Genomic DNA, 18,490 nt, shown 5'->3' with positions numbered 1-18,490 from the left:
AAACAAGAACCTAAGCGGACGAAGCGGTGGCTTGCCACCGCAAGTCTGCTTAGCCGCAGAGGATCATGACCGGGCCCCGCCCGGCACCGGACACCGCGCATCATGGCCGCGCCGCTGGCGCGGCCGCCAAGGAAGAGGGAAGGATTGCACCCATGGCCGTCGTCAGCGCCAACCGGCTCGAGCTCCTGCAGATCGCCGACGCCGTCGCCCGCGAGAAGGTGATCGACCGCTCGATCGTGATCGGGGCGATGGAGGAGGCCATCGCCAAGGCCGCCCGCTCCCGCTACGGCGCCGAGACCGACGTCCACGCCGAGATCGATCCCCGCACCGGCGCGCTGCGCCTGTCGCGCCACCTGCTCGTCGTCGATCAGGTCGAGAACGACGCCCGCGAGATCGACCTCGAGACCGCGCGCCGCCACAACCCGGCCGCCCAGGTCGGGGACGTGATCGCCGACACCCTGCCGCCCTTCGATTTCGGCCGCGTCGCCGCCCAGTCGGCCAAGCAGGTCATCGTCCAGAAGGTCCGCGACGCCGAGCGCGACCGCCAGTACGAGGAGTACAAGGACCGCATCGGCGAGGTCGTGAACGGCCTCGTGAAGCGCGTCGAGTACGGCAACGTCATCGTCGATCTCGGCCGCGGCGAGGGCATCGTGCGCCGGGACGAGGGCATCCCGCGCGAGACCTTCCGGCCGGGCGACCGCATCCGCTCCTACCTGTTCGACGTGCGCCGCGAGGTGCGCGGGCCGCAGATCTTCCTCTCGCGCTCGCACCCGCAGTTCATGGCCAAGCTCTTCGCCCAGGAGGTGCCAGAGATCTACGACGGCATCGTCGAGGTGAAGGCGGTGGCCCGCGATCCCGGCTCGCGCGCCAAGATCGCCGTGATCTCGCGCGATTCCTCCATCGACCCGGTCGGCGCCTGCGTGGGCATGCGCGGCTCGCGCGTCCAGGCGGTGGTGGGCGAGCTGCAGGGCGAGAAGATCGACATCATCCCCTGGTCGCAGGACCAGGCCACCTTCATCGTCAACGCCCTCCAGCCCGCCGAGGTGGTCAAGGTGGTGCTCGACGAGGAGGCCGACCGCATCGAGGTCGTGGTGCCCGACGACCAGCTCTCGCTGGCCATCGGCCGGCGCGGCCAGAACGTACGGCTCGCCTCGCAGCTCACCGGCTGGGACATCGACATCCTGACCGAGGCCGAGGAATCGGAGCGCCGCCAGAAGGAGTTCGTCGAGCGCACCAACGCCTTCATGGAGGCGCTCGACGTCGACGAGACCGTGGGCCAGCTCCTCGCGGCGGAAGGGTTCCGCTCGGTGGAGGAGATCGCCTATGTCGAGCCGGCCGACATCGCCAACATCCAGGGTCTCGACGAGGAGACCGGCGCCGAGATCCAGAACCGCGCCCAGGAATATCTCGCCCGCATCGAGGCCGAGAACGACGCGCGTCGTCGCGAACTCGGCGTGGAGGACGAGCTGCGCGAGATCGACGGCATCACCACCCCGATGCTGGTGGCGCTCGGCGAGAACGAGGTGAGGACCATCGAGGATCTGGCGGGCTGCGCCACCGACGACCTCGTGGGCTACACCGAGGGGCGCGGGCCGGAGGCCGTGCGCCATGCCGGCTACCTCGACGGGTTCGATCTCTCCCGCGCCGAGGCGGAGGCGATGATCGTCGCGGCCCGCGTCCGCGCGGGCTGGATCGAGGCCCCGCCCGAGGCGCCCGCCGAGGACGAGCAGGCCCTGGAGGAGGCCGAGGGCCAGCCGACCTGATCCTCTCGCCGCGGCGTAGCGCGGGATCCCCTCGCCCGTGCGGACGGGGGGATGTCCGCGTCGATCGTTCCACCCCGTCACTCTCGCCCGTGCTCCCGACCCGATGCCGTCCACCGAGGCCCCTGCCGACGATCTGCCGCCCGACATCCTCGATGCCGGGATCGGGCGCGGCCGGGCGCAGGCGGAGCGCACCTGCCTCGTCACGCGCGAGTCGCGCAATCCGTCGGGGCTGATCCGCTTCGCGCTCGGCCCGGACGGGACCGTGGTGCCCGACCTCAAGGCCCGCCTGCCGGGCCGGGGCGCCTGGGTCACGGCGACGCGCGCGGCGGTCGCCGAGGCCGTGCGCCGCCGCCTGTTCCAGCGCGCCTTCAAGGCGAAGCATGCGGTCGCCGGCCCCGATCTCGCGGATGTGATCGAGACGGCGCTGCGGCACGACCTGCGTCAGGCGCTGGCGCTCGCCAACAAGGCGGGCTGCGTCGTCACGGGCTTCACCAAGGTGGAGAGCGCGGTGGAGAGCCGCGCGGGTGTCGCCGCCCTCGTGCACGCGAGCGACGCGAGCCAGGACGGGCGGCGCAAGCTCGCCCAGACATTGCGCCGCCGCTACGGCGATGCCATATCGGGAATCCCGGTGGTGGACGACATGTCCAGCGAAGAATTGGACATGGCCTTGGGCCGGGATCATGTGATACACGCTGCCCTCGTCGCGGGAGCCGGCACTGCCGGCTTGCTCGCGCGTTGGCGTCGGCTCCGCGCCTTTCGCGGCGTGGCGGCGATGCCCGGGGAAGTCGGACCGGCGCCAAGCGGCGCCGACGCGGCGCTCCCGGACAACAGTCCAGGCGGATGCGACGGTGTTTGTGACCGGCCCCCGGAAGGCCGGTGATTGAGTGAATGGCAGGGATCGGCCTGGTCGGCCCGCTCCCGGGATGCAGGTGGGAGGCGGCCTCCGGGAGGCCGGATCCCGGGACGATCGAGAACCCCCAGGGTCTGAACTGAATGAGTGAGACGAAGAATCCGGGCGACAAGACGCTGCACGCGGGTCCTGCCAAGACGCTCTCGATGAAGCGTCCGATCGAGCAGGGCGTGGTGCGCCAGAGCTTCTCCCACGGCCGCTCGAAGTCGGTGGTGGTCGAGACGGTCAAGCGTCGCGTCATCGGCGCCCCCGCGCCGGCAGCCCCGAAGGAGACGGCTCCCGCGCCGGCGGCTCCGAGCCGCCCGGCCGCCGCGGCGCCCCGCGCCCCCGAGCCGCGCCAGGCCCCGGCGCGCTCGGGCGTGGTGCTGCGCACCCTGAGCGATCAGGAGCAGAGCGCCCGCCTGAACGCCCTGGCGGATGCCCGCCGCCGCGAGGAGGACGAGCGCCGCCGCGCCGCCGACGAGGCGCGCCGCCGGGCCGAGCGCGAGGCCGCCGAGATCCGCGAGCGCGAGGCCGCCGAGGCCCGCAAGCGCGAGGAGGACGAGCGCCGCCGCCAGGAGGACGCGCGCAAGCGCCGCGCTGCCGAGGAGGCCGAGCGCCGCATGAACGAGGAGGCGGCCCGCTCCGCGGCCGCCGCGCCAACGGCCGCGCCCGCGGCGCCTGCGGCCCCCGCCGCCCCGGCACAGCCACAGGCGCAGACGCCGGCCCCCGCCGCGCGGCCGGCTGCCGCCAGCCCGGCCGCACCGCGCCCGGCCGCGCCCCGTCCCGCCGCGCCTCGCCCCGCCCCGGCCGAGCCGCGCCGCGTGATCACCGCGGATGCGCGCAAGCCCCGCGACCTGAACTTCATGGCGCGTCCCGCGCCCAAGCCCGAGCCGCAGCCCGAGCCGAAGCCCGCCGCGGCGACCGCCGCCAAGGCGGCGCCCGGCGCTGCGACCGCGCGCCCGGCCACCGGCCGCCCGGCCGCAGCCGCCACGGAGGAGGAGGACACCAAGCGGGTGATCCGGCGGCCCGGCATGCCGCTCAAGATCATCACGCCGCCCAAGACCCCGAAGTCGCCCGGCGGCGACCGCAACCGCGGCCGCCTCACCATCGCCACCGCGACCTCCGGCGAGGAGGAGCGCACCCGCTCGCTCGCCTCGTTCCGCCGCCGCACCCAGCGCCTGACCGGCCATCGCCAGATGGAGCAGAAGGAGAAGCTGTCGCGCGACGTGGTGATCCCGGAGACGATCACCATCCAGGAACTCGCCAACCGCATGAGCGAGCGCGCGGTCGACGTGATCCGCATGCTCATGAAGCAGGGCCAGATCCACAAGATCACCGACGTGATCGATTCGGACACGGCGCAGCTCATCGCCGAGGAACTCGGCCATACGGTGCGCCGCGTGGCGGAGTCCGACGTCGAGGAGGGCCTGTTCGACGAGCCCGACACCGACGAGGACACCCAGCCGCGCCCGCCCGTCGTGACCATCATGGGCCACGTCGACCACGGCAAGACCTCGCTGCTCGACGCCATCCGCAACGCCAACGTCGTCGAGGGCGAGGCGGGCGGCATCACGCAGCACATCGGCGCCTACCAGGTGACCTCGCCGTCCGGCGGCAAGATCACCTTCATCGACACCCCCGGCCACGCGGCCTTCACCTCCATGCGCGCCCGCGGCGCCAAGGTGACCGACATCGTGGTGCTGGTGGTGGCGGCCGATGATGGCGTCATGCCCCAGACGATCGAGGCGATCGCGCACGCCAAGGCGGCCGAGGTGCCGCTGATCGTGGCGATCAACAAGGTCGACAAGCCCGATGCCAACCCGCAGCGGGTGCGCACCGAACTCCTCCAGTACGACGTGCAGGTGGAATCGATGGGCGGCGAGACCCTCGAATTCGAGGTCTCGGCCAAGACGAGGCAGGGCCTCGAGGACCTGCTGGAGGGTCTCGCGCTGCAGGCCGAGATCCTCAATCTGCGCGCCAATCCCGACCGTTCGGCGGAAGGTACGGTGATCGAAGCCAAGCTCGACCGCGGCCGCGGTCCGGTGGCGACCGTCCTCGTCGAGCGCGGCACCCTGCACACGGGCGACATCGTGGTGGCCGGGGCCGAGTGGGGCCGCGTGCGCGCCCTCATCGACGATACCGGACGCAGCACCAAGGAAGCCGGCCCCTCGGTTCCGGTGGAGGTGCTGGGCTTCAACGGGACCCCGGAGGCGGGCGACCGCGTGGCCGTGGTCGAGAACGAGGCCCGTGCCCGCGAGATCACCGAGTACCGGGCGCGCCAGAAGCGCGAGCGCGCGGCCGCCGCCGGCACCGGCGCCGGACGCTCGCTGATGGACATGATGCGCGACCTCAAGGAGGGCGCCGGCCGCAAGGAGTTCCCGCTCGTCGTCAAGGGCGACGTGCAGGGCTCGGTCGAGGCCATCGGCGGCGCGCTGGAAAAACTCGGCAACGACGAGGTCGCGGCCCGCATCCTGCACGCGGGCGTGGGCGGCATCACCGAATCCGACATCACGCTGGCCCAGGCCTCGGGCGCGGTGGTGATCGGCTTCAATGTCCGCGCCCACAAGGAGGCCCGCGAGGCCGCCGAGCGGGCCGGCGTCGAGATCCGCTACTACAACATCATCTACGACCTCGTGGATGACGTGAAGGCGGCGATGTCGGGCCTGCTGCCTCCGACGCTCCGCGAGGAGCGCCTGGGCGAGGCCAGGATCCTCGAGATCTTCAACGTCTCGAAGGTCGGCAAGATCGCGGGCTGCCGCGTCGAGGACGGCCGCGTCGAGCGCGGCGCCCATGTCCGGCTCATCCGGGACAACGTGGTGGTCCACGAGGGCAAGCTCTCGCAGCTCAAGCGCTTCAAGGACGACGCCCGCGAGGTCTCGGCCGGCCAGGAATGCGGCATGGCCTTCGAGAACTACCAGGACATGCGCGTCCGGGACGTGATCGAGTGCTACATCGTCCACGAGGAGCGGCGGACGCTCTGAGCTGCCGCCCCCGAAGCCGTTCGGCCGCCTCACGCCGGGCGGCCCCCGCATCTGCCGAGCCCGAGGCGTCGACCGCCTCGGGCTCGTCGGTTCAGGCCTGAGTCCCGCGCCCGTGCGCCCGGGGCCGGGCCCGGAGAGAGAACGTGCGCAAACCGACCGAATCCACCGGCCCCTCGCAGCGCCAGCAGCGCGTGGCCGAACTCGTGCGCCACGCCATCGCGGAGGTGCTGAGCCGCGGCGACCTGCAGGATCCCGTGCTGAGCCAGCACGTCATCACGGTGCCGGAGGTCCGCATGTCGCCGGACCTGAAGCTCGCCACCGCCTACGTGATGCCGCTCGGCGGGCGCGACGAGACCGGCGTGATCGAGGCGCTGGAGCGCAACCGCAAGGCCCTGCGCCAGGAGGTGGCCCGGCGGGTGAACCTGAAGTTCGCCCCCGACCTGCGCTTCCGCCGCGACGAGACCTTCGACGAGGCCGCGCGCATCGATGCGCTCCTGCGCAGCGACAAGGTCCAGCGCGACCTCGCGCCGGATTCCGACGCCGAGGAGTAGGGGCCTCGGCCGAACCGGCCGGCTCTGCCGTGAATTGATCTGAACGGGGCGGCGGCCCGGGCACGGAGAGGCCCCGGATGGCCGTCACCCCTGGGTGTGGGAACGCGAGACGATGATGCACGAGGACCAGCCTGCCGAACGCGCGCCGGCCCCACCCCGGGAGGCGCGCCCGCCGCGCGGGCGCGGGCGTCCGGCCGGCGACCGGCCCAAGCGCCGCGAGATCAGCGGCTGGGTGATCCTCGACAAGGGCGTGGGCATGACCTCGACCCACGCGGTCGCGGCGGTCAAGCGCGCGCTCAACGCCAAGAAGGCGGGGCATGCCGGCACCCTCGACCCGCTGGCCTCGGGCATCCTGCCGATCGCGCTCGGCGAGGCGACCAAGACCGTCCCCTTCGTGATGGACGGCCGCAAGGCCTACGTGTTCACGGTGACCTGGGGCGTCGAGACCGACACGGACGACGCCGAGGGCCGCCCGGTCGCGACCTCGGAGGCGCGCCCGACCCGCGAGGACGTGGAGGCGCTGCTGCCGCGCTTCGTCGGCGCGATCGAGCAGGTGCCGCCGCGCTACTCGGCGATCAAGATCCAGGGCGAGCGCGCCTACGATCTCGCCCGCGACGGCGAGGTGGTCGACCTCGTGGCCCGGCCGGTGCAGATCGACCGGCTCGCGGTGGTGGCCCATTCCGAGGACCGCACGGTCATCGAGGCCGAGTGCGGCAAGGGCACCTACGTGCGGGCGATCGCCCGCGACCTCGGCCGGGCGCTCGGCTGCCTCGGCCACGTCTCGGCGCTGCGGCGCACCCGGGTCGGCCCCTTCGCGGAGGACCAGTCCTGCACCATCGGGGCGCTGGAGGCGGCCCAGAGCGAGCCGAACCCGGCGGTGCTGCGCCCGGTGGAGACGGCCCTCGACGCCGTGCCCTGCGTGCCGGTCTCGCGCGACATGGCGCTGCGCCTGATGCGCGGCCAGCCGGTCATCCTGCGCGGGCGCGACGCGCCGGTGGCGGGCAAGGCCTACGCCACCTGCGGGGGCGTGCTGGTGGCGGTGGGCGACATCGAGCGCGGCGAACTCGTGCCGCACCGGGTCTTCCACCTCGGCGGCACGGCGGCGCGGAATGGCTGATCCGGCGACCGACCCGTCGGCGCTCGCCGACGATCCGCGGGTGCTCTGGACGGACGACGTCCTGCGCTACCGCGACACCGACGCCAACGGCCACGTCAACAACGCGGTCTTCGCGGCCTTCTGCGAGAGCGGGCGGGTGCAGTTCTTCGCCCGCCACATCACCCCGGCCCTGCCGCCCGGCAGCATGCTGGTGATCGCCCGCTTCGTCATCGACTACCGGGCCGAACTCCACTTCCCCGGCAGCGTGCGCACCGCGACCTGGCTCGCGCGGCTCGGGCGCAGCTCGATGGGTTTTCGCAATCGCATCCTGTGCGGGGAGGTTCTTGCGGGCGAGGCGGAGGCGACCTGCGTCCTCATCGACACCGCGACCCGCCGGCCGCGTCCGCTGGAGGGCACGGCGCGGGCGGCGGCCGAGCGGCTGCTGATTCGAGAGAACGCTATCGACCGACCCAGCTCGCGATGAGCGGCATGATGCATCGATAATCCGTGCTCCAGGCGGCTGCGATATTCAGAGTCGATAGGGTGAGGATGATCAGCCAACTGAACGCCATCAAGATCGGAATGATGACCGATGAATAGCGCCCCTTGCGGACGCTCTGTTGCAATCCTCCTCCCGCAAGTCCGGGAAGAAAAGCGGTCGCTCGTCCGGTTTTGAAAGATAATTCGAGTAGTTGATCGGGGGATGACGTCGGCTTAAAGGAGTCGTTCTTTGAGAAAATCTCTCTTAGGTTGAATAGCGCCTTGGTCGCGGCGTCGATCGAGACGTAGGCGGCGACGCTGATTGCGAGTCCTACCAAAGATAGTACGATTAGGAAGATTTCTAGCTGGAGAAGCAGGGCTGGCAGTTGCTCGCATCTCAAGTAGATGTGTTCTCTGAAGGGCTGGTTCCAGACGGATTTGCCTTGCGCGAGTGTGGGCGTGATCTTCTCCGTCACCTCTAGTCTTTTCTGAATGGTGAAGCCGTAAGTCGCGTACAGGAAGCCATGAATCGACAGAAGCCACGTCATTCTGTTATTGATTAAGCCATCCTCATGTCTCACATAAGAGCGAAAATTCTCGTAGAGAGATAGCCTCTGCTCGAAGGTCAGATCTGACGTATCAGAGTTCATCTTGTCGCCAAGAGACACGATCATGACCCTCATTCGCGTGGCATGCAGTACTTTGGCAGGGCGGTGGGGGCCGGCACAAGCCATGAACCGAAAACTGCAATGCCCTCTCGTCTTGGATCCTGCAAGTGTCGGGCGGGCGTCAGGAAAATATCGAGCTCGTGACCGGGAGCGAAGGCCTGGATAGTGTGCGACGATGTCCCGATGTGGAGCGCAGGCAGTATCAATATTCAGAATGTATACGATCGGTCGGCAGGGCAGCCATCGGTAGATGGGCGCATAAAGTGTCGTCTCCCTTCGTTATCTTGCGGCCGGTGATGTGGCCGGATGCTTCTACGGCCAGACCTTGATCGCCACCGGCCGGCGCACGAGGTCGCGCTCGCCCGTCACCGTGCAGCCCGTCACCGGCAGCGTCGCGTAGTAGAGCTCGGCGCTGTCGCCCACGTCGTCGAAGTTGCGGCCCTTGGCGTCGCGGTCGATGAGCGACGGGTAGCTGATCAGGCCGCCGCCCGCCTTGCAGTAATCGTCGTAGAGCGTCGCTCCGGCGAGCAGCAGGCGGGGCGTGTCCCAGGTCATCAGGTCGCGCGAGGTGGTCCAGTAGAAGCCCGAGCGCGGAAACACGCCGCCCGCCGCGGCCTGGAACACCGCGATCCAGGCGCCCGTGCCGCGGTGGCGGCTCACCGAGCCCACCGGGCCGGGGAACGGCCCGACCGGCCGGCAGGCGCCGGAGGGTTTCGCGCCCTTGCGGTAGGGATCCGCGTAGGCGAGCGTGAAGCCCTGGCCGTCATGGGCGCGCCAGCGGCCGGGATCGCCCGCGTCGTCCGAGCGGAAGACGCAGACCCCGTGCGGCTGGCCGGCCCAGCCGGTGGTGGCGGCGAGAAAGTACCAGTGGCGCCCCTCGCGCACGATGTTCGAGGGGTTGAAGAAGCCGCGGTGGCGGCCCTGGTCCACCTCCTGGCGGAAGGGCGCGCCGGCCACCACGACGGGGGGCGCGGCCCGCGCGAAGCGCGCGCCCCCATCGGTGGAGCGCGCCGCCAGCACGGTGTTGTACCAGCAGGCCATCATCGTGGTGGCGATGCAGCGGCCGGGATGCGCCTCGCCGTGATACTCGTGGTGGAGGAGCCCCGCGACGCTGCGGCCGTCCTCGGTCCAGGTGGCGGTGATCCAGGTGCGGTCGTCGTAGCGGGCGGGGTCGGGGTCGAGCCCGGATTCCAGCACCACCCGGCAGTCGAGCCGCAGGCGGTCGAAATCGGGGCCCCGCAGCGCCCGGTTGCGGTAGTGCAGGCCGAACAGAACGAGCCCGCCGCCGGCATCCCGGAAGGCGCGGGCCGGGGCGTCGGGCACGTCGTGCCCGTCGCAGGCGTCGTGGGCGGCCCGGAACACGGGCTGCGCCGGCCCGACCAGGGTCAGGGCCGAGAGCGGCGGATCGCCCTGGGCGGGCGCGGGACCCGGGGCGAGGAGGGCCGCGACCCAGACGAGAGCGGCGAGACGGGGACGGCGCATCGGCGAACCTGGACAGGGGCCGGAAGCCTGCCCAGAATTGATTGCCGCTTGCTTGCGCGGACCGCCGACTCAGCCCCGGCGCAGCATCCTCCCGCGAAACCGACCTGCCCTCGCCGGTGATCCGCCCATGACGCTCCTCCTCGTCGGCCTCGTGCTGTTTCTCGGCACCCACGCCTTCACCATGCTGCGCGGCCCCCGCGCCCGGCTGATCGCGCGGGTGGGGGAGGGGCCCTACAAGATCGGCTACACGCTGCTCTCGCTCGCAGGTCTGGTCGTGCTCGGGCTCGGCTACGGCCAGTACCGGGCGAACGCCTACGTGGAGGTCTGGTCGCCGCCGGTCTGGACGCGCCATCTCGCGCTGCTCCTCGTGCTCCTCGCCTTCGTGGCCTTCGCGGCCGCCTACCTGCCGGGGCGGATCAAGAGCCGGCTGAAGCACCCGATGCTGGTCGGCGTGAAGCTCTGGGCCACCGCCCACCTCCTCGCCAACGGCGACCTCGGCTCCATCCTGCTGTTCGGGGCCTTTCTGGCCTGGGCGGTGGCGGCCCGCATCAGCATCAAGCGGCGCGACGAGGTGAAGGCCCATGCGGGACCGGCCGCGGCTCCGGCCGGCTGGCGCAACGACGCGCTCGCGGTCGGCATCGGTGTCGTGACGTGGTTCCTGTTCGCCCGGGTGCTCCACCCCTGGCTGATCGGCGTCGCGGTCTGGCCGGGCCAAGCCTGAGGCCAAGCTCCGCCCGAAGCCCGCAGCCTCGCCATCCGCCCCCGACTGTGCTACGCGGGCCGCCCTGTCGCGGGCGCGCGCGGCACGATTCCGGCGAGCAAGCACCCGATGAAGGACGACGAGTTCATCCGCGAGGTCAACGAGGAATACCGTCGTGACCGGGCGGCGCAGGTCTGGACGCGCTACAGCGGCGTGTTCATCGGGCTTGCGGTGCTCATCGTGCTCGGCGTCGGCGGCTGGCGCTACTGGCAGCACGCGCAGACCGTCCAGGCCGAGGCGGCGAGCCAGCGCTTCGACGCCGCGGTGCGCGCCGCCAAGGAGGGCGGACCGCAGGCGGCCGAGAAGGCCTTCGAGACCCTCGCCGGGGAGGCGCCGGGCGGCTACCGGCTGCTGGCGCGGCTGCGCGCCGCCGCGGAGGCCGGCAAGGCCGACCCGGCGGCCGGCGCGAAGGCCTACGCGGCCATCGCCGGCGATTCCTCCGTGGGAGCGAGCCTGCGCGACCTCGCCCGCCTGCGGGCGGCCCTGCTGCGCCTCGACGCCGAGGACCCGGAGGCGCTGAACAGCCTCCAGGGCCTGGCCGCGCCCACCAGCGCCTTCCGCCACACCGCCCGCGAGATGCTCGGCCTCACGGCGATGCGCAAGGGCGACTTCGAGGGCGCCGGCCGCTGGTTCGACCAGATCGCCGCCGACCGCGAGACCCCGCAGGGCCTGCGCCAGCGCCTGGAGATCTACGTCGCGCTGGTGGCGGGCGGCCCCGTGCAGGTGAGCGAGGCGCCGCCCGCGCCGCCCGCGGCGCCGCCGGAGGCGTCGCGCTAGAACATCATTCCGCCGGTCGCGAACGACCGGTGCCGAATCTGCTGACGCCGTTCCTCGCCGACACCCCCTTGCGCCGCGGGGTACGCATCGGCTCAATCCCATCCGAAGAGGGCCGCCGGCACCCCGCGCGGCCCTGCGGCGTTCGACGAAGATCTGAACAGGACCCGAAATCCATGCCGATGCCCACCGTCGCCATCGTCGGGCGTCCGAACGTCGGCAAGTCGACGCTGTTCAACCGGCTCGTCGGCCGCAAGCTCGCCCTCGTGGACGATCGTCCCGGCGTCACCCGCGACCGGCGCGAAGGCGAGGTGCGGCTCGGGCACCTGCACTTCACGGTCATCGACACCGCCGGCCTGGAAGAGGCGGATGCCGCCTCGCTCGCCGGCCGCATGCGCGCCCAGACCGAGGCGGCCATCGCGGAGGCCGATGCGGTGCTGTTCGTGATCGATGCCCGCGCCGGGCTGCTGCCGGCCGACCAGCCCTTCGCGGAACTCGTGCGGCGCTCGGACAAGCCGGTGATCCTGCTCGCCAACAAGGCCGAGGGCGGGGCCGGGCTGGCGGGCGCCTACGAGGCGTTCGGGCTCGGGCTCGGCGACCCGGTGCCGGTCTCGGCCGAGCACGGCGAGGGGATGGGCGATCTCCTCGACGCGCTCGCCGAGGTGCTGCCCGAGCCCGAGGAGGACGAGGAGGCCGACCGGGACCGCCCCCTCAAGGTCGCCATCGTCGGGCGCCCGAACGCCGGCAAGTCGACGCTCATCAACCGGATGCTCGGCGAGGAGCGCCTGCTCGTCGGCCCCGAGGCCGGCATCACCCGCGATTCCATCTCCCTCGACTGGCTCTGGCGCGGGCGCCGGATCAAGCTGCACGACACCGCCGGCATGCGCCGCCGCGCGCGCATCGACGACAAGCTGGAGAAGCTCGCGGTCTCGGACGGCCTGCGGGCGGTGCGCTTCGCCGAGGTGGTCGTGGTGCTTCTCGACGCGACGATCCCGTTCGAGAAGCAGGACCTCACCATCGTCGATCTCGTCGAGCAGGAGGGGCGGGCGCTCGTCATCGGCCTCAACAAGTGGGATCTCGTCGCCGACCAGCCGGGCCTGCTGAAGGACCTGAAGGAGAAGGCCACCCGGCTGCTGCCGCAGGTGCGGGGCGCGGCCGTGGTGCCGCTCTCGGGGCTGGCGGGGGAGGGCGTCGACCGGCTGATGCAGGCGGTGGTGGCCGCCCACGAGGTCTGGAATCGCCGGGTGGCGACCGCGCGCATCAACCAGTGGCTCAGCGAGGCGGTGCAGGCGAACCCGCCCCCCGCGGTCTCGGACCGGCGCATCAAGATCCGCTACGCCACGCAGGTGAAGACGCGCCCGCCCCACTTCGCCCTGTTCGGCAACCAGCTCAACGCGCTGCCGAAATCCTACACCCGCTACCTCGTCAACGCCCTGCGGGACGCCTTCGACCTGCCCGGCGTGCCGATTCGGCTGTCGCTGCGCACCTCGAAGAACCCGTTCGACAAGGACGCCTGATTTCTCAGCGCAACTTGGGGTCGGCCGGGAGGTGCTTGGTGTAAGCCTCGCGCGATTCCTTCTCGCGCAGCAGCGCCTCGTAGGCCGCCTTCTGCTCCGCCGAGACGGTCAGGGTGCGGCCGCGCTCGCTCTTGCGCCGCGGCTTGCGCTTGAACTGGTCCATGCTCTCGCTCATTGCCCGCCCCCGGCTCGTCCCTCAGGTCTCGGCGGCCAGCCTATCGCACCTGAGCCGACAGGGCGATGACGCATGGCTCATGCGCGCAGCCGGCCGCCCACCAGCCACGCCGGATCGAACCAGCGGTCGGCCTCGCCGTCATAGGGCAGCCGGGTGATGTCCCAGTTCTGGATGAAGGGCGCGTAGACGTTCCAGACCGCGATGCCGCCGCCCACGAAGACGCGCCGGCCGGGATAGCGCGCGAGCACCTCCCGCGGGTCCTCGTGCGAGCGGATCACCGCGATGGTGCGGTCGTGGTAGGCGAAGTCGGGCACGGCCTCGATGGTCTTGGGCCCGGCGATCAGCACGTGCCCCTGGGTTTCGGCGAAGAACCGCGTCACGTCCTCGACGTAGAGCGGATCCGTGTTGCCCTCCCAGGGCAGGCGACCGTGCAGCCCGAGTTGGCCCCGCTGCCCGATGGCGCACATCGCCCGCACGTCGATCATCGCGACTCCTCCGCTCCCGGGGTGATAGCGGTGCCGATCCCCGGCGCCAAGCCGGCCCTGAGACCAAGCCGGCCCTGAGACCAAGCCGGCCCTGAGACCAAGCCGCGCCTCAGTCCAAGCCGGGCCCGAGACGACGCCTGCCGCCGAGGCAGGCAGGACCTAACCGTTAGAACGCGTCCGCCTCACGCCGCCGGTGCCATCGTTAACCGGTAGTATCCAGGATTCGTCCAGTCTTCGTATGTCGGCGATCCGGGATCGAACCCGGACGAACGACTGATCAGATGAGATGGCGGGCGCCTCGATGAAGATGTTCAATGATATCAAGCTGCTTGGCAAGCTGGCCGTTCCGACGGCACTGGTGCTGGCTGTGGCGATCGGGCTGGTGATGATGGGCCGCTCCGGCATCGAGCGGCTGAAGGCCACCACGCAGGAGATCGTCGATGTCCGGGCGACGCGCGCGACCGTCGCCCTGCAGATGGCGCATGCCGTGAACGAGGCGACCATCCAGGAGAAGAACATCATCATCGAGACCCGCTCCGACGCCATGGCGGGTTACGAGGCGCAATACCGGCAGGCCCAGCGGAACGCTCTCGCGGCGGCCGACCGCCTGATCGCCCTGGCCGACACGCCCGAGCGCCGGTCCATCAACGAGGGCATCCGCGGCCTGATCGCGGCCTATTTCGCGCTCTGCGACCGCTCGGTGGCCTTCGGGTTGAGGAACGAGAACGATGCGGCGTTCAAGCTCTCGGCCGGCGAGGGCCGGGAGGCGCGCCAGAAGGCGGTCGAGGCCGTGACGAAGCGCGTCGAGGCGAACATGCGCGACCTCATGACGGCCAAGGCGCAGGCCGAGGAGGTGGCGTCCTCCGCCTCGTGGTCCCTGACCCTGATCGCAGTGGGCGGCTTGGCCCTCGCGGTCGCGGCGCTGGCCGCCATCGCGGTGCTCGGCGTGAGCCGCCCGCTGAGCGGCATGGCCGCCGCCCTGGACGCCCTCGCGCAGGGCGATCTCGGCGTCGCGGTGGTGGGGACGGAGCGCCGCGACGAGGTCGGCTCGCTCGCCCGCTCGCTCCAGGTCTTCAAGGACAATGCCCTGCGCGCCCGCGACTTGGCCGCCGCTCAGGCCGCCGAGGCTGAGGCCAAGCTGCGCCGGGCCGCCCTGCTCGACGGGCTGACGCGGACGCTGGAGGCCAAGGTCTCGGACCTCACGCGCGGGCTCTCGGGTGCCGCGGGCGAGATGCAGGCCACCGCCACCGCGATGGCCGACACCGCCGACCTGGGCGCCCGGCAATCGGTCGCGGTGGCGGGCGCCGCCCAGCAGACCTCCGCCAACGTCCAGACCGTGGCGGCCGCGAGCGAGGAGATGTCCGCCTCGATCCAGGAGATCGTGCATCAGGTCACGCAATCGTCCCACATCGCCGGTCAGGCGGTGGAGGATGCCCGCCGCACCGATGCGACGGTGCAGCGCCTGGCCGGCACGGCCGAGCGCATCAGCAGCGTCGTGTCGGTGATCTCCAGCATCGCCGCGCAGACGAACCTGCTGGCGCTCAACGCCACCATCGAGGCGGCGCGGGCGGGCGAGGCCGGCCGCGGCTTCGCCGTGGTGGCGACTGAGGTCAAGGAACTGGCCGGCCAGACCACCCGGGCGACCGAGGAGATCTCCGGGCAGATCGCCGAGATCCAGACGGCGACGCGGGAGGCGGTGTCCGACATCCAGCGCATCGGGCAGGTGATCGCCGAGATGGCGCGCTACTCGACCAGCATCGCGGCCGCGATGGAGGAGCAGGGTGCGGCGACCCAGGAGATCACCCGCAACGTGCAGGAGGCGGCGCGCGGCACCGAGCAGGTCACGAGCAACATCGCGGAGCTGCGCCAGGGGGCCAGCACCACCGGCACCGCCGCCGCGCAGGTGCTGCACGCGGCCCAGGAGCTGTCGCACCACTCCGCGAATCTCGCCCAGGAGGTCGGACAGTTCCTGTCGGAGATGAAGGCCGCCTGACCCGGCGCGGACACGCCGGCGATCCGGCGTGTCCGCGCTACTCGGCGCCGAGCGCCTTGCGCAGGGTCGCCAGCATCTCGCGGGGCGTCGAGGCCGAGGCGACGATCTGATCGAGCGGCGGGATGATCTCGCCGCGGAACCGCGTGCCGGCGACGGAGAGGCCCGCGCCGAGGGTCAGGCCCGCGAGCCGCAGCCGTCCGCCGAACACGCACCCGTCGAGGCTGAGGCGATCCTGGAACGTGGCGCCCTCGAAGCTGACGGTATCGTCGAACGCCGTCCCGTCGAACGAGGCGGCCTTGCAGTACAGGCACGCGCCCAGGCCCGCGTCGGACCGCAGATGCGCCCCGCGCATCTGGATCTCACCCGCGATCCTGGCGTGACGGAGCCACATCTCCTTGTCGATCCGGGCGCGATCGAGGATCAGGTCGCTCATGAAGGCGGCGTAGCCGAAGCGGGCACTTCTGGCGATCGTCGCGCCCGCCAGAACCACGGGCCCTGCGAAACGTGCCTGCTCGGCCGTGATCTCGTGGCCGATCCGGACATCGGCCGCATCGCACCGGGCGAGAACGTCGGCGCCGTCGAGGCGCAGCGCGCCGCCGAGCACGCTGCGCTCCAGAATGAGATCCCCCGCGAAGACCGCACCCGCCGCATCCAGGCCCTGGGCGAGGGTGGTCCCGCCGAAATCCGCGGCGAGGAGCTGCTGGCCCAGCCGGACGAGGTGGGGGTCCTGACCGATCTGCCGCAGGAACCCGATCCGCTCGGAGGCCCTCGCGTTCCAGGCCGGCAGGCCGTCGGCCCAGGCGCGCAGGGTGGCGCCGCGCCGCGCCGCGACGATCCGATCCGGCAACGCCGCCGTCGCCGCGCGCTCCGGGTGCTCGAACAGCGCGGCGAGCGCCTCGGCCTCGCCGGCGTAGCGCGGCTCCAGCCGGACCACCTCCCTCGCCAGCACCGCACTTCGCTTCACGGACGTGAACATCGGACCGCCTCGCCGCAGAGTTAACGTTTTGCACGATCGCCGGGGAGGATGCTAGGTTCGCGTCAGGCTGCCGAACAGGAAATCGCGTCGTGATCGGATGCCAGCAACGCGCGGCCGACCCTCACGCTGGTCCGACCCTCCTCCTGGTGGATCTGGCCTCCCCCATCAATATCGGCATGATCCTGCGCGTCGCCGAGAGCTTCGCCTGTCCGGTGGTCATTGCCGGAAGCGCACGCGTTCTGGATGATCCGGAGAAGATGCGGGTGGTGCACGACTTCGCGTGCGGCGCGCTCGCCCGCAGAGGATTCAGGCATCTGCCTCTCGCCGAGATTCCGGCCTTCGCCCGGACGGGGCGATTCTTGGCGACGACGATTGTCCCGGGCGGGCTCATCCTCGACGAGTACCGATCGGAGCCGTCCGACATCGTGGCGCTCGGCAACGAATACGACGGTTTGCCCGCCGAGGTCGCATCGAGGGCGGACATCCCGCTGCGCATCCCGATGCCGGACATCCCGGTGCCGAAGCCACCCTCGTTCTCGTCGATCGAGCCCGGCCGCCAGACGGTGGCGCGCGACGGAACGCCGAACCTGAACGTCGCCATGGCAGCCGGCATCATCGCATTCCACGCCTATCGCTGCCGCTCCCCGGCCGCCTGACCCGCTCAGCCGGAGCGACGCGACAAGCCGGGCCCGACGACGGCCATCACGTGGTCCTGGTTGACCTCCAGCAGGTGATCGAGTTCGCCGCGCATCGCCTGGTAGAAAGCGTGGTCGGCCCGGGCGCGGATCGCCGGCCCGCCGCTGTTGCGGCCGTGGCGGTAGAGGACGGGCGTTGCCAGGACGTGCTGATCGGTGAGGGTCATGCGGAACTTGACCTGGCCGTGCCGCAGCTTGACGAAGCGGAAGGTGCCCCGTCTCTCCTGCGGCAACGGCTCCGCGACCTGCTCGCGCAGGCGGGCGAAGGAGAACTCTCGCAGCATGCTCGTGTCGTGGCGGTCGATCGCTTCCGCAACGGCCATCCAGCGCCGCGTCGACCAGTCGATCTCCTCCTTGACCTGATCGTGGAAGCGAGGATCGACCCCGGCCCGGGATCCCTTCAGCGTCGATTCCAGGGACGGGTTGTCCTCATGGCAGATGCAGACCGTGACGTCGAGGCCGGCGAACAGCACCTTGAAGCTGATGAAGTCGACCAGCGAAACCTTGATGGTCTTGTTGCCGTCCGGCAGCAGGAAGTGATCGTTGTCGACCTTGCTGAGATCCAGAAGGGTCGTCCCGACGAAATCGATCGACTTTTCCGCCTGATTCAGCAGTCGGCTCCAGTCCGGATACTTGAGGTCCAGGAACTTGTTGAAGACGGTCAGACGGGCATTCTGCTTGTTCAACGGGTCGTAGACGGGTGTGTCGAAGGCGACGTCGCCTTCGCCCTTCCGGTAGGTCTCGACGATGGCGTTCGCGAGTTCCTCGACCGGAAGGTTCACATCGGTCGACTGTCCGCCCGCTCCCGCCTCCCCGAGCGAGTAGGAGATCGTCTGCAGGTGGTAGGTGTCGAACTCGCGTCGCTGGAGGCGGCTGTCCTTGAGGATGATGACCGGCCGGGCGGCCGAGTGTGCGATCCCGAGTTCGTAGTAGACGTTCGGGCGATCATAGGTCAGGACGACAAAAATGAGCTGATCGGAGAGGATCGATTTCAGAACGGCGCGCCATATGTCGCGCGCCTCCGCCTGCATGTCTGCGCGGTACGAGCATAGATTGATGCCAAGCGTCTTGTTGGCGAGCGCGAGAGCGGCATCGATCAGTTCCGTCCGGACGCGCTCGACATGGATCCTCACCGTGTCGGCCGGATCGTCGAGACGCCCGATCGGGCTGATGATGAAGCACTTCTCGGTGTCGAACCTGAA

General features: G+C 70.8%; 17 protein-coding genes. 11 read left to right on the top strand and 6 right to left on the bottom strand.

The window, feature by feature from the left end:
* Positions 1–152: 152 nt before the first annotated feature.
* The 6 genes from nusA to MFF61_RS20350 all read left to right on the top strand — a co-directional run bounded on the left by nusA (position 153) and on the right by MFF61_RS20350 (position 7,767).
* Positions 153–1,763: a transcription termination factor NusA gene (nusA, locus tag MFF61_RS20375; protein WP_238237507.1), complete on the top strand. Its 1,611-nt coding sequence runs from the start codon at positions 153–155 to the stop codon at positions 1,761–1,763.
* Positions 1,764–1,866: 103 nt separating this feature from the next.
* Positions 1,867–2,643 carry an RNA-binding protein gene (locus tag MFF61_RS20370; RefSeq protein ID WP_238237506.1) on the top strand — a complete coding sequence of 259 codons (777 nt, stop codon included), beginning with the start codon at positions 1,867–1,869 and terminating at the stop codon, positions 2,641–2,643.
* Positions 2,644–2,756: 113 nt separating this feature from the next.
* Positions 2,757–5,636 (top strand): translation initiation factor IF-2, encoded by a 2,880-nt coding sequence (infB, locus tag MFF61_RS20365; protein ID WP_238237505.1) that lies wholly within the window; start codon positions 2,757–2,759, stop codon positions 5,634–5,636.
* Positions 5,637–5,779: 143 nt separating this feature from the next.
* Complete coding sequence (gene rbfA, locus MFF61_RS20360; RefSeq protein ID WP_238237504.1) at positions 5,780–6,187, top strand: 30S ribosome-binding factor RbfA; 408 nt, start codon at positions 5,780–5,782, stop codon at positions 6,185–6,187.
* A gap of 112 nt (positions 6,188–6,299) precedes the next feature.
* The gene (gene truB, locus MFF61_RS20355) at positions 6,300–7,304 is read left to right on the top strand and encodes a tRNA pseudouridine(55) synthase TruB (protein WP_373324773.1); all 1,005 of its coding nucleotides are present in this window, start codon (positions 6,300–6,302) and stop codon (positions 7,302–7,304) included.
* Complete coding sequence (locus tag MFF61_RS20350; RefSeq protein WP_238237503.1) at positions 7,297–7,767, top strand: acyl-CoA thioesterase; 471 nt, start codon at positions 7,297–7,299, stop codon at positions 7,765–7,767. The genes truB and MFF61_RS20350 overlap by 8 nt, the downstream gene beginning before the upstream one ends.
* Here MFF61_RS20350 and MFF61_RS20345 read toward each other — a convergent pair.
* Positions 7,742–8,437: a hypothetical protein gene (locus MFF61_RS20345; protein ID WP_238237502.1), complete on the bottom strand. Its 696-nt coding sequence runs from the start codon at positions 8,435–8,437 to the stop codon at positions 7,742–7,744. The genes MFF61_RS20350 and MFF61_RS20345 overlap by 26 nt on opposite strands.
* 306 nt (positions 8,438–8,743) lie before the next feature.
* Positions 8,744–9,913, bottom strand: coding sequence for a hypothetical protein (locus MFF61_RS20340; RefSeq protein ID WP_238237501.1), 1,170 nt, complete (start codon positions 9,911–9,913; stop codon positions 8,744–8,746).
* 127 nt (positions 9,914–10,040) lie between these two features.
* Between MFF61_RS20340 and MFF61_RS20335 the strand changes: the two genes are divergently transcribed.
* The 3 genes from MFF61_RS20335 (at position 10,041) to der (ending at position 12,964) form a co-directional block, all read left to right on the top strand.
* Positions 10,041–10,634: an NnrU family protein gene (locus tag MFF61_RS20335; protein ID WP_238237498.1), complete on the top strand. Its 594-nt coding sequence runs from the start codon at positions 10,041–10,043 to the stop codon at positions 10,632–10,634.
* A 108-nt stretch (positions 10,635–10,742) separates the two neighbouring features.
* Positions 10,743–11,450, top strand: coding sequence for a tetratricopeptide repeat protein (locus tag MFF61_RS20330; RefSeq protein WP_238237496.1), 708 nt, complete (start codon positions 10,743–10,745; stop codon positions 11,448–11,450).
* Positions 11,451–11,623: 173 nt separating this feature from the next.
* Complete coding sequence (der, locus tag MFF61_RS20325) at positions 11,624–12,964, top strand: ribosome biogenesis GTPase Der (protein WP_238237495.1); 1,341 nt, start codon at positions 11,624–11,626, stop codon at positions 12,962–12,964.
* Positions 12,965–12,968: 4 nt separating this feature from the next.
* Here der and MFF61_RS20320 read toward each other — a convergent pair whose 3' ends face one another.
* Positions 12,969–13,127, bottom strand: coding sequence for a hypothetical protein (locus MFF61_RS20320; RefSeq protein WP_238237483.1), 159 nt, complete (start codon positions 13,125–13,127; stop codon positions 12,969–12,971).
* A gap of 89 nt (positions 13,128–13,216) precedes the next feature.
* A complete protein-coding gene (locus MFF61_RS20315; RefSeq protein WP_238237482.1) occupies positions 13,217–13,624 on the bottom strand; it encodes a dihydrofolate reductase in 408 nt (135 codons plus the stop codon).
* A 301-nt stretch (positions 13,625–13,925) separates the two neighbouring features.
* On the opposite strand from MFF61_RS20315, the gene MFF61_RS20310 reads away from it, so the two are divergent.
* Positions 13,926–15,617 carry a methyl-accepting chemotaxis protein gene (locus tag MFF61_RS20310; protein WP_238237481.1) on the top strand — a complete coding sequence of 564 codons (1,692 nt, stop codon included), beginning with the start codon at positions 13,926–13,928 and terminating at the stop codon, positions 15,615–15,617.
* 37 nt (positions 15,618–15,654) lie between these two features.
* Here MFF61_RS20310 and MFF61_RS20305 read toward each other — a convergent pair whose 3' ends face one another.
* A complete protein-coding gene (locus MFF61_RS20305) occupies positions 15,655–16,593 on the bottom strand; it encodes a pentapeptide repeat-containing protein (RefSeq protein ID WP_238237479.1) in 939 nt (312 codons plus the stop codon).
* An 89-nt stretch (positions 16,594–16,682) separates the two neighbouring features.
* Here MFF61_RS20305 and MFF61_RS20300 point away from each other — a divergent pair, with 89 nt between their 5' ends.
* On the top strand, positions 16,683–17,249 hold the full coding sequence (locus MFF61_RS20300; protein WP_238237478.1) for a TrmH family RNA methyltransferase: 567 nt from the start codon (positions 16,683–16,685) through the stop codon (positions 17,247–17,249).
* A gap of 5 nt (positions 17,250–17,254) precedes the next feature.
* Here the strand turns inward: MFF61_RS20300 and MFF61_RS20295 are convergent, their stop codons facing one another.
* The gene (locus MFF61_RS20295; RefSeq protein WP_238237475.1) at positions 17,255–18,319 is read right to left on the bottom strand and encodes a hypothetical protein; all 1,065 of its coding nucleotides are present in this window, start codon (positions 18,317–18,319) and stop codon (positions 17,255–17,257) included.
* Between the last annotated feature and the right edge of the window lie 171 nt (positions 18,320–18,490).

The organism is Methylobacterium isbiliense, assembly GCF_022179325.1.
GTDB lineage: Bacteria > Pseudomonadota > Alphaproteobacteria > Rhizobiales > Beijerinckiaceae > Methylobacterium > Methylobacterium isbiliense.
This window is presented reverse-complemented; position numbering and strand designations above follow the sequence as displayed.

What these genes read in the sequence shown, in the direction of transcription:
- MFF61_RS20330 (WP_238237496.1), top strand. Translation starts at nt 10,743, where the DNA reads ATGAAGGACGACGAGTTCATCCGCGAGGTCAACGAGGAATACCGTCGT.
- MFF61_RS20320 (WP_238237483.1), bottom strand. Translation starts at nt 13,127, where the DNA reads ATGGACCAGTTCAAGCGCAAGCCGCGGCGCAAGAGCGAGCGCGGCCGC.
- MFF61_RS20305 (WP_238237479.1), bottom strand. Translation starts at nt 16,593, where the DNA reads ATGTTCACGTCCGTGAAGCGAAGTGCGGTGCTGGCGAGGGAGGTGGTC.
- MFF61_RS20350 (WP_238237503.1), top strand. Translation starts at nt 7,297, where the DNA reads ATGGCTGATCCGGCGACCGACCCGTCGGCGCTCGCCGACGATCCGCGG.
- MFF61_RS20335 (WP_238237498.1), top strand. Translation starts at nt 10,041, where the DNA reads ATGACGCTCCTCCTCGTCGGCCTCGTGCTGTTTCTCGGCACCCACGCC.
- MFF61_RS20370 (WP_238237506.1), top strand. Translation starts at nt 1,867, where the DNA reads ATGCCGTCCACCGAGGCCCCTGCCGACGATCTGCCGCCCGACATCCTC.
- truB (WP_373324773.1), top strand. Translation starts at nt 6,300, where the DNA reads ATGATGCACGAGGACCAGCCTGCCGAACGCGCGCCGGCCCCACCCCGG.
- der (WP_238237495.1), top strand. Translation starts at nt 11,624, where the DNA reads ATGCCGATGCCCACCGTCGCCATCGTCGGGCGTCCGAACGTCGGCAAG.
- MFF61_RS20310 (WP_238237481.1), top strand. Translation starts at nt 13,926, where the DNA reads ATGAAGATGTTCAATGATATCAAGCTGCTTGGCAAGCTGGCCGTTCCG.
- MFF61_RS20315 (WP_238237482.1), bottom strand. Translation starts at nt 13,624, where the DNA reads ATGATCGACGTGCGGGCGATGTGCGCCATCGGGCAGCGGGGCCAACTC.
- nusA (WP_238237507.1), top strand. Translation starts at nt 153, where the DNA reads ATGGCCGTCGTCAGCGCCAACCGGCTCGAGCTCCTGCAGATCGCCGAC.
- MFF61_RS20345 (WP_238237502.1), bottom strand. Translation starts at nt 8,437, where the DNA reads ATGATCGTGTCTCTTGGCGACAAGATGAACTCTGATACGTCAGATCTG.
- infB (WP_238237505.1), top strand. Translation starts at nt 2,757, where the DNA reads ATGAGTGAGACGAAGAATCCGGGCGACAAGACGCTGCACGCGGGTCCT.
- MFF61_RS20295 (WP_238237475.1), bottom strand. Translation starts at nt 18,319, where the DNA reads ATGCAGGCGGAGGCGCGCGACATATGGCGCGCCGTTCTGAAATCGATC.
- MFF61_RS20340 (WP_238237501.1), bottom strand. Translation starts at nt 9,913, where the DNA reads ATGCGCCGTCCCCGTCTCGCCGCTCTCGTCTGGGTCGCGGCCCTCCTC.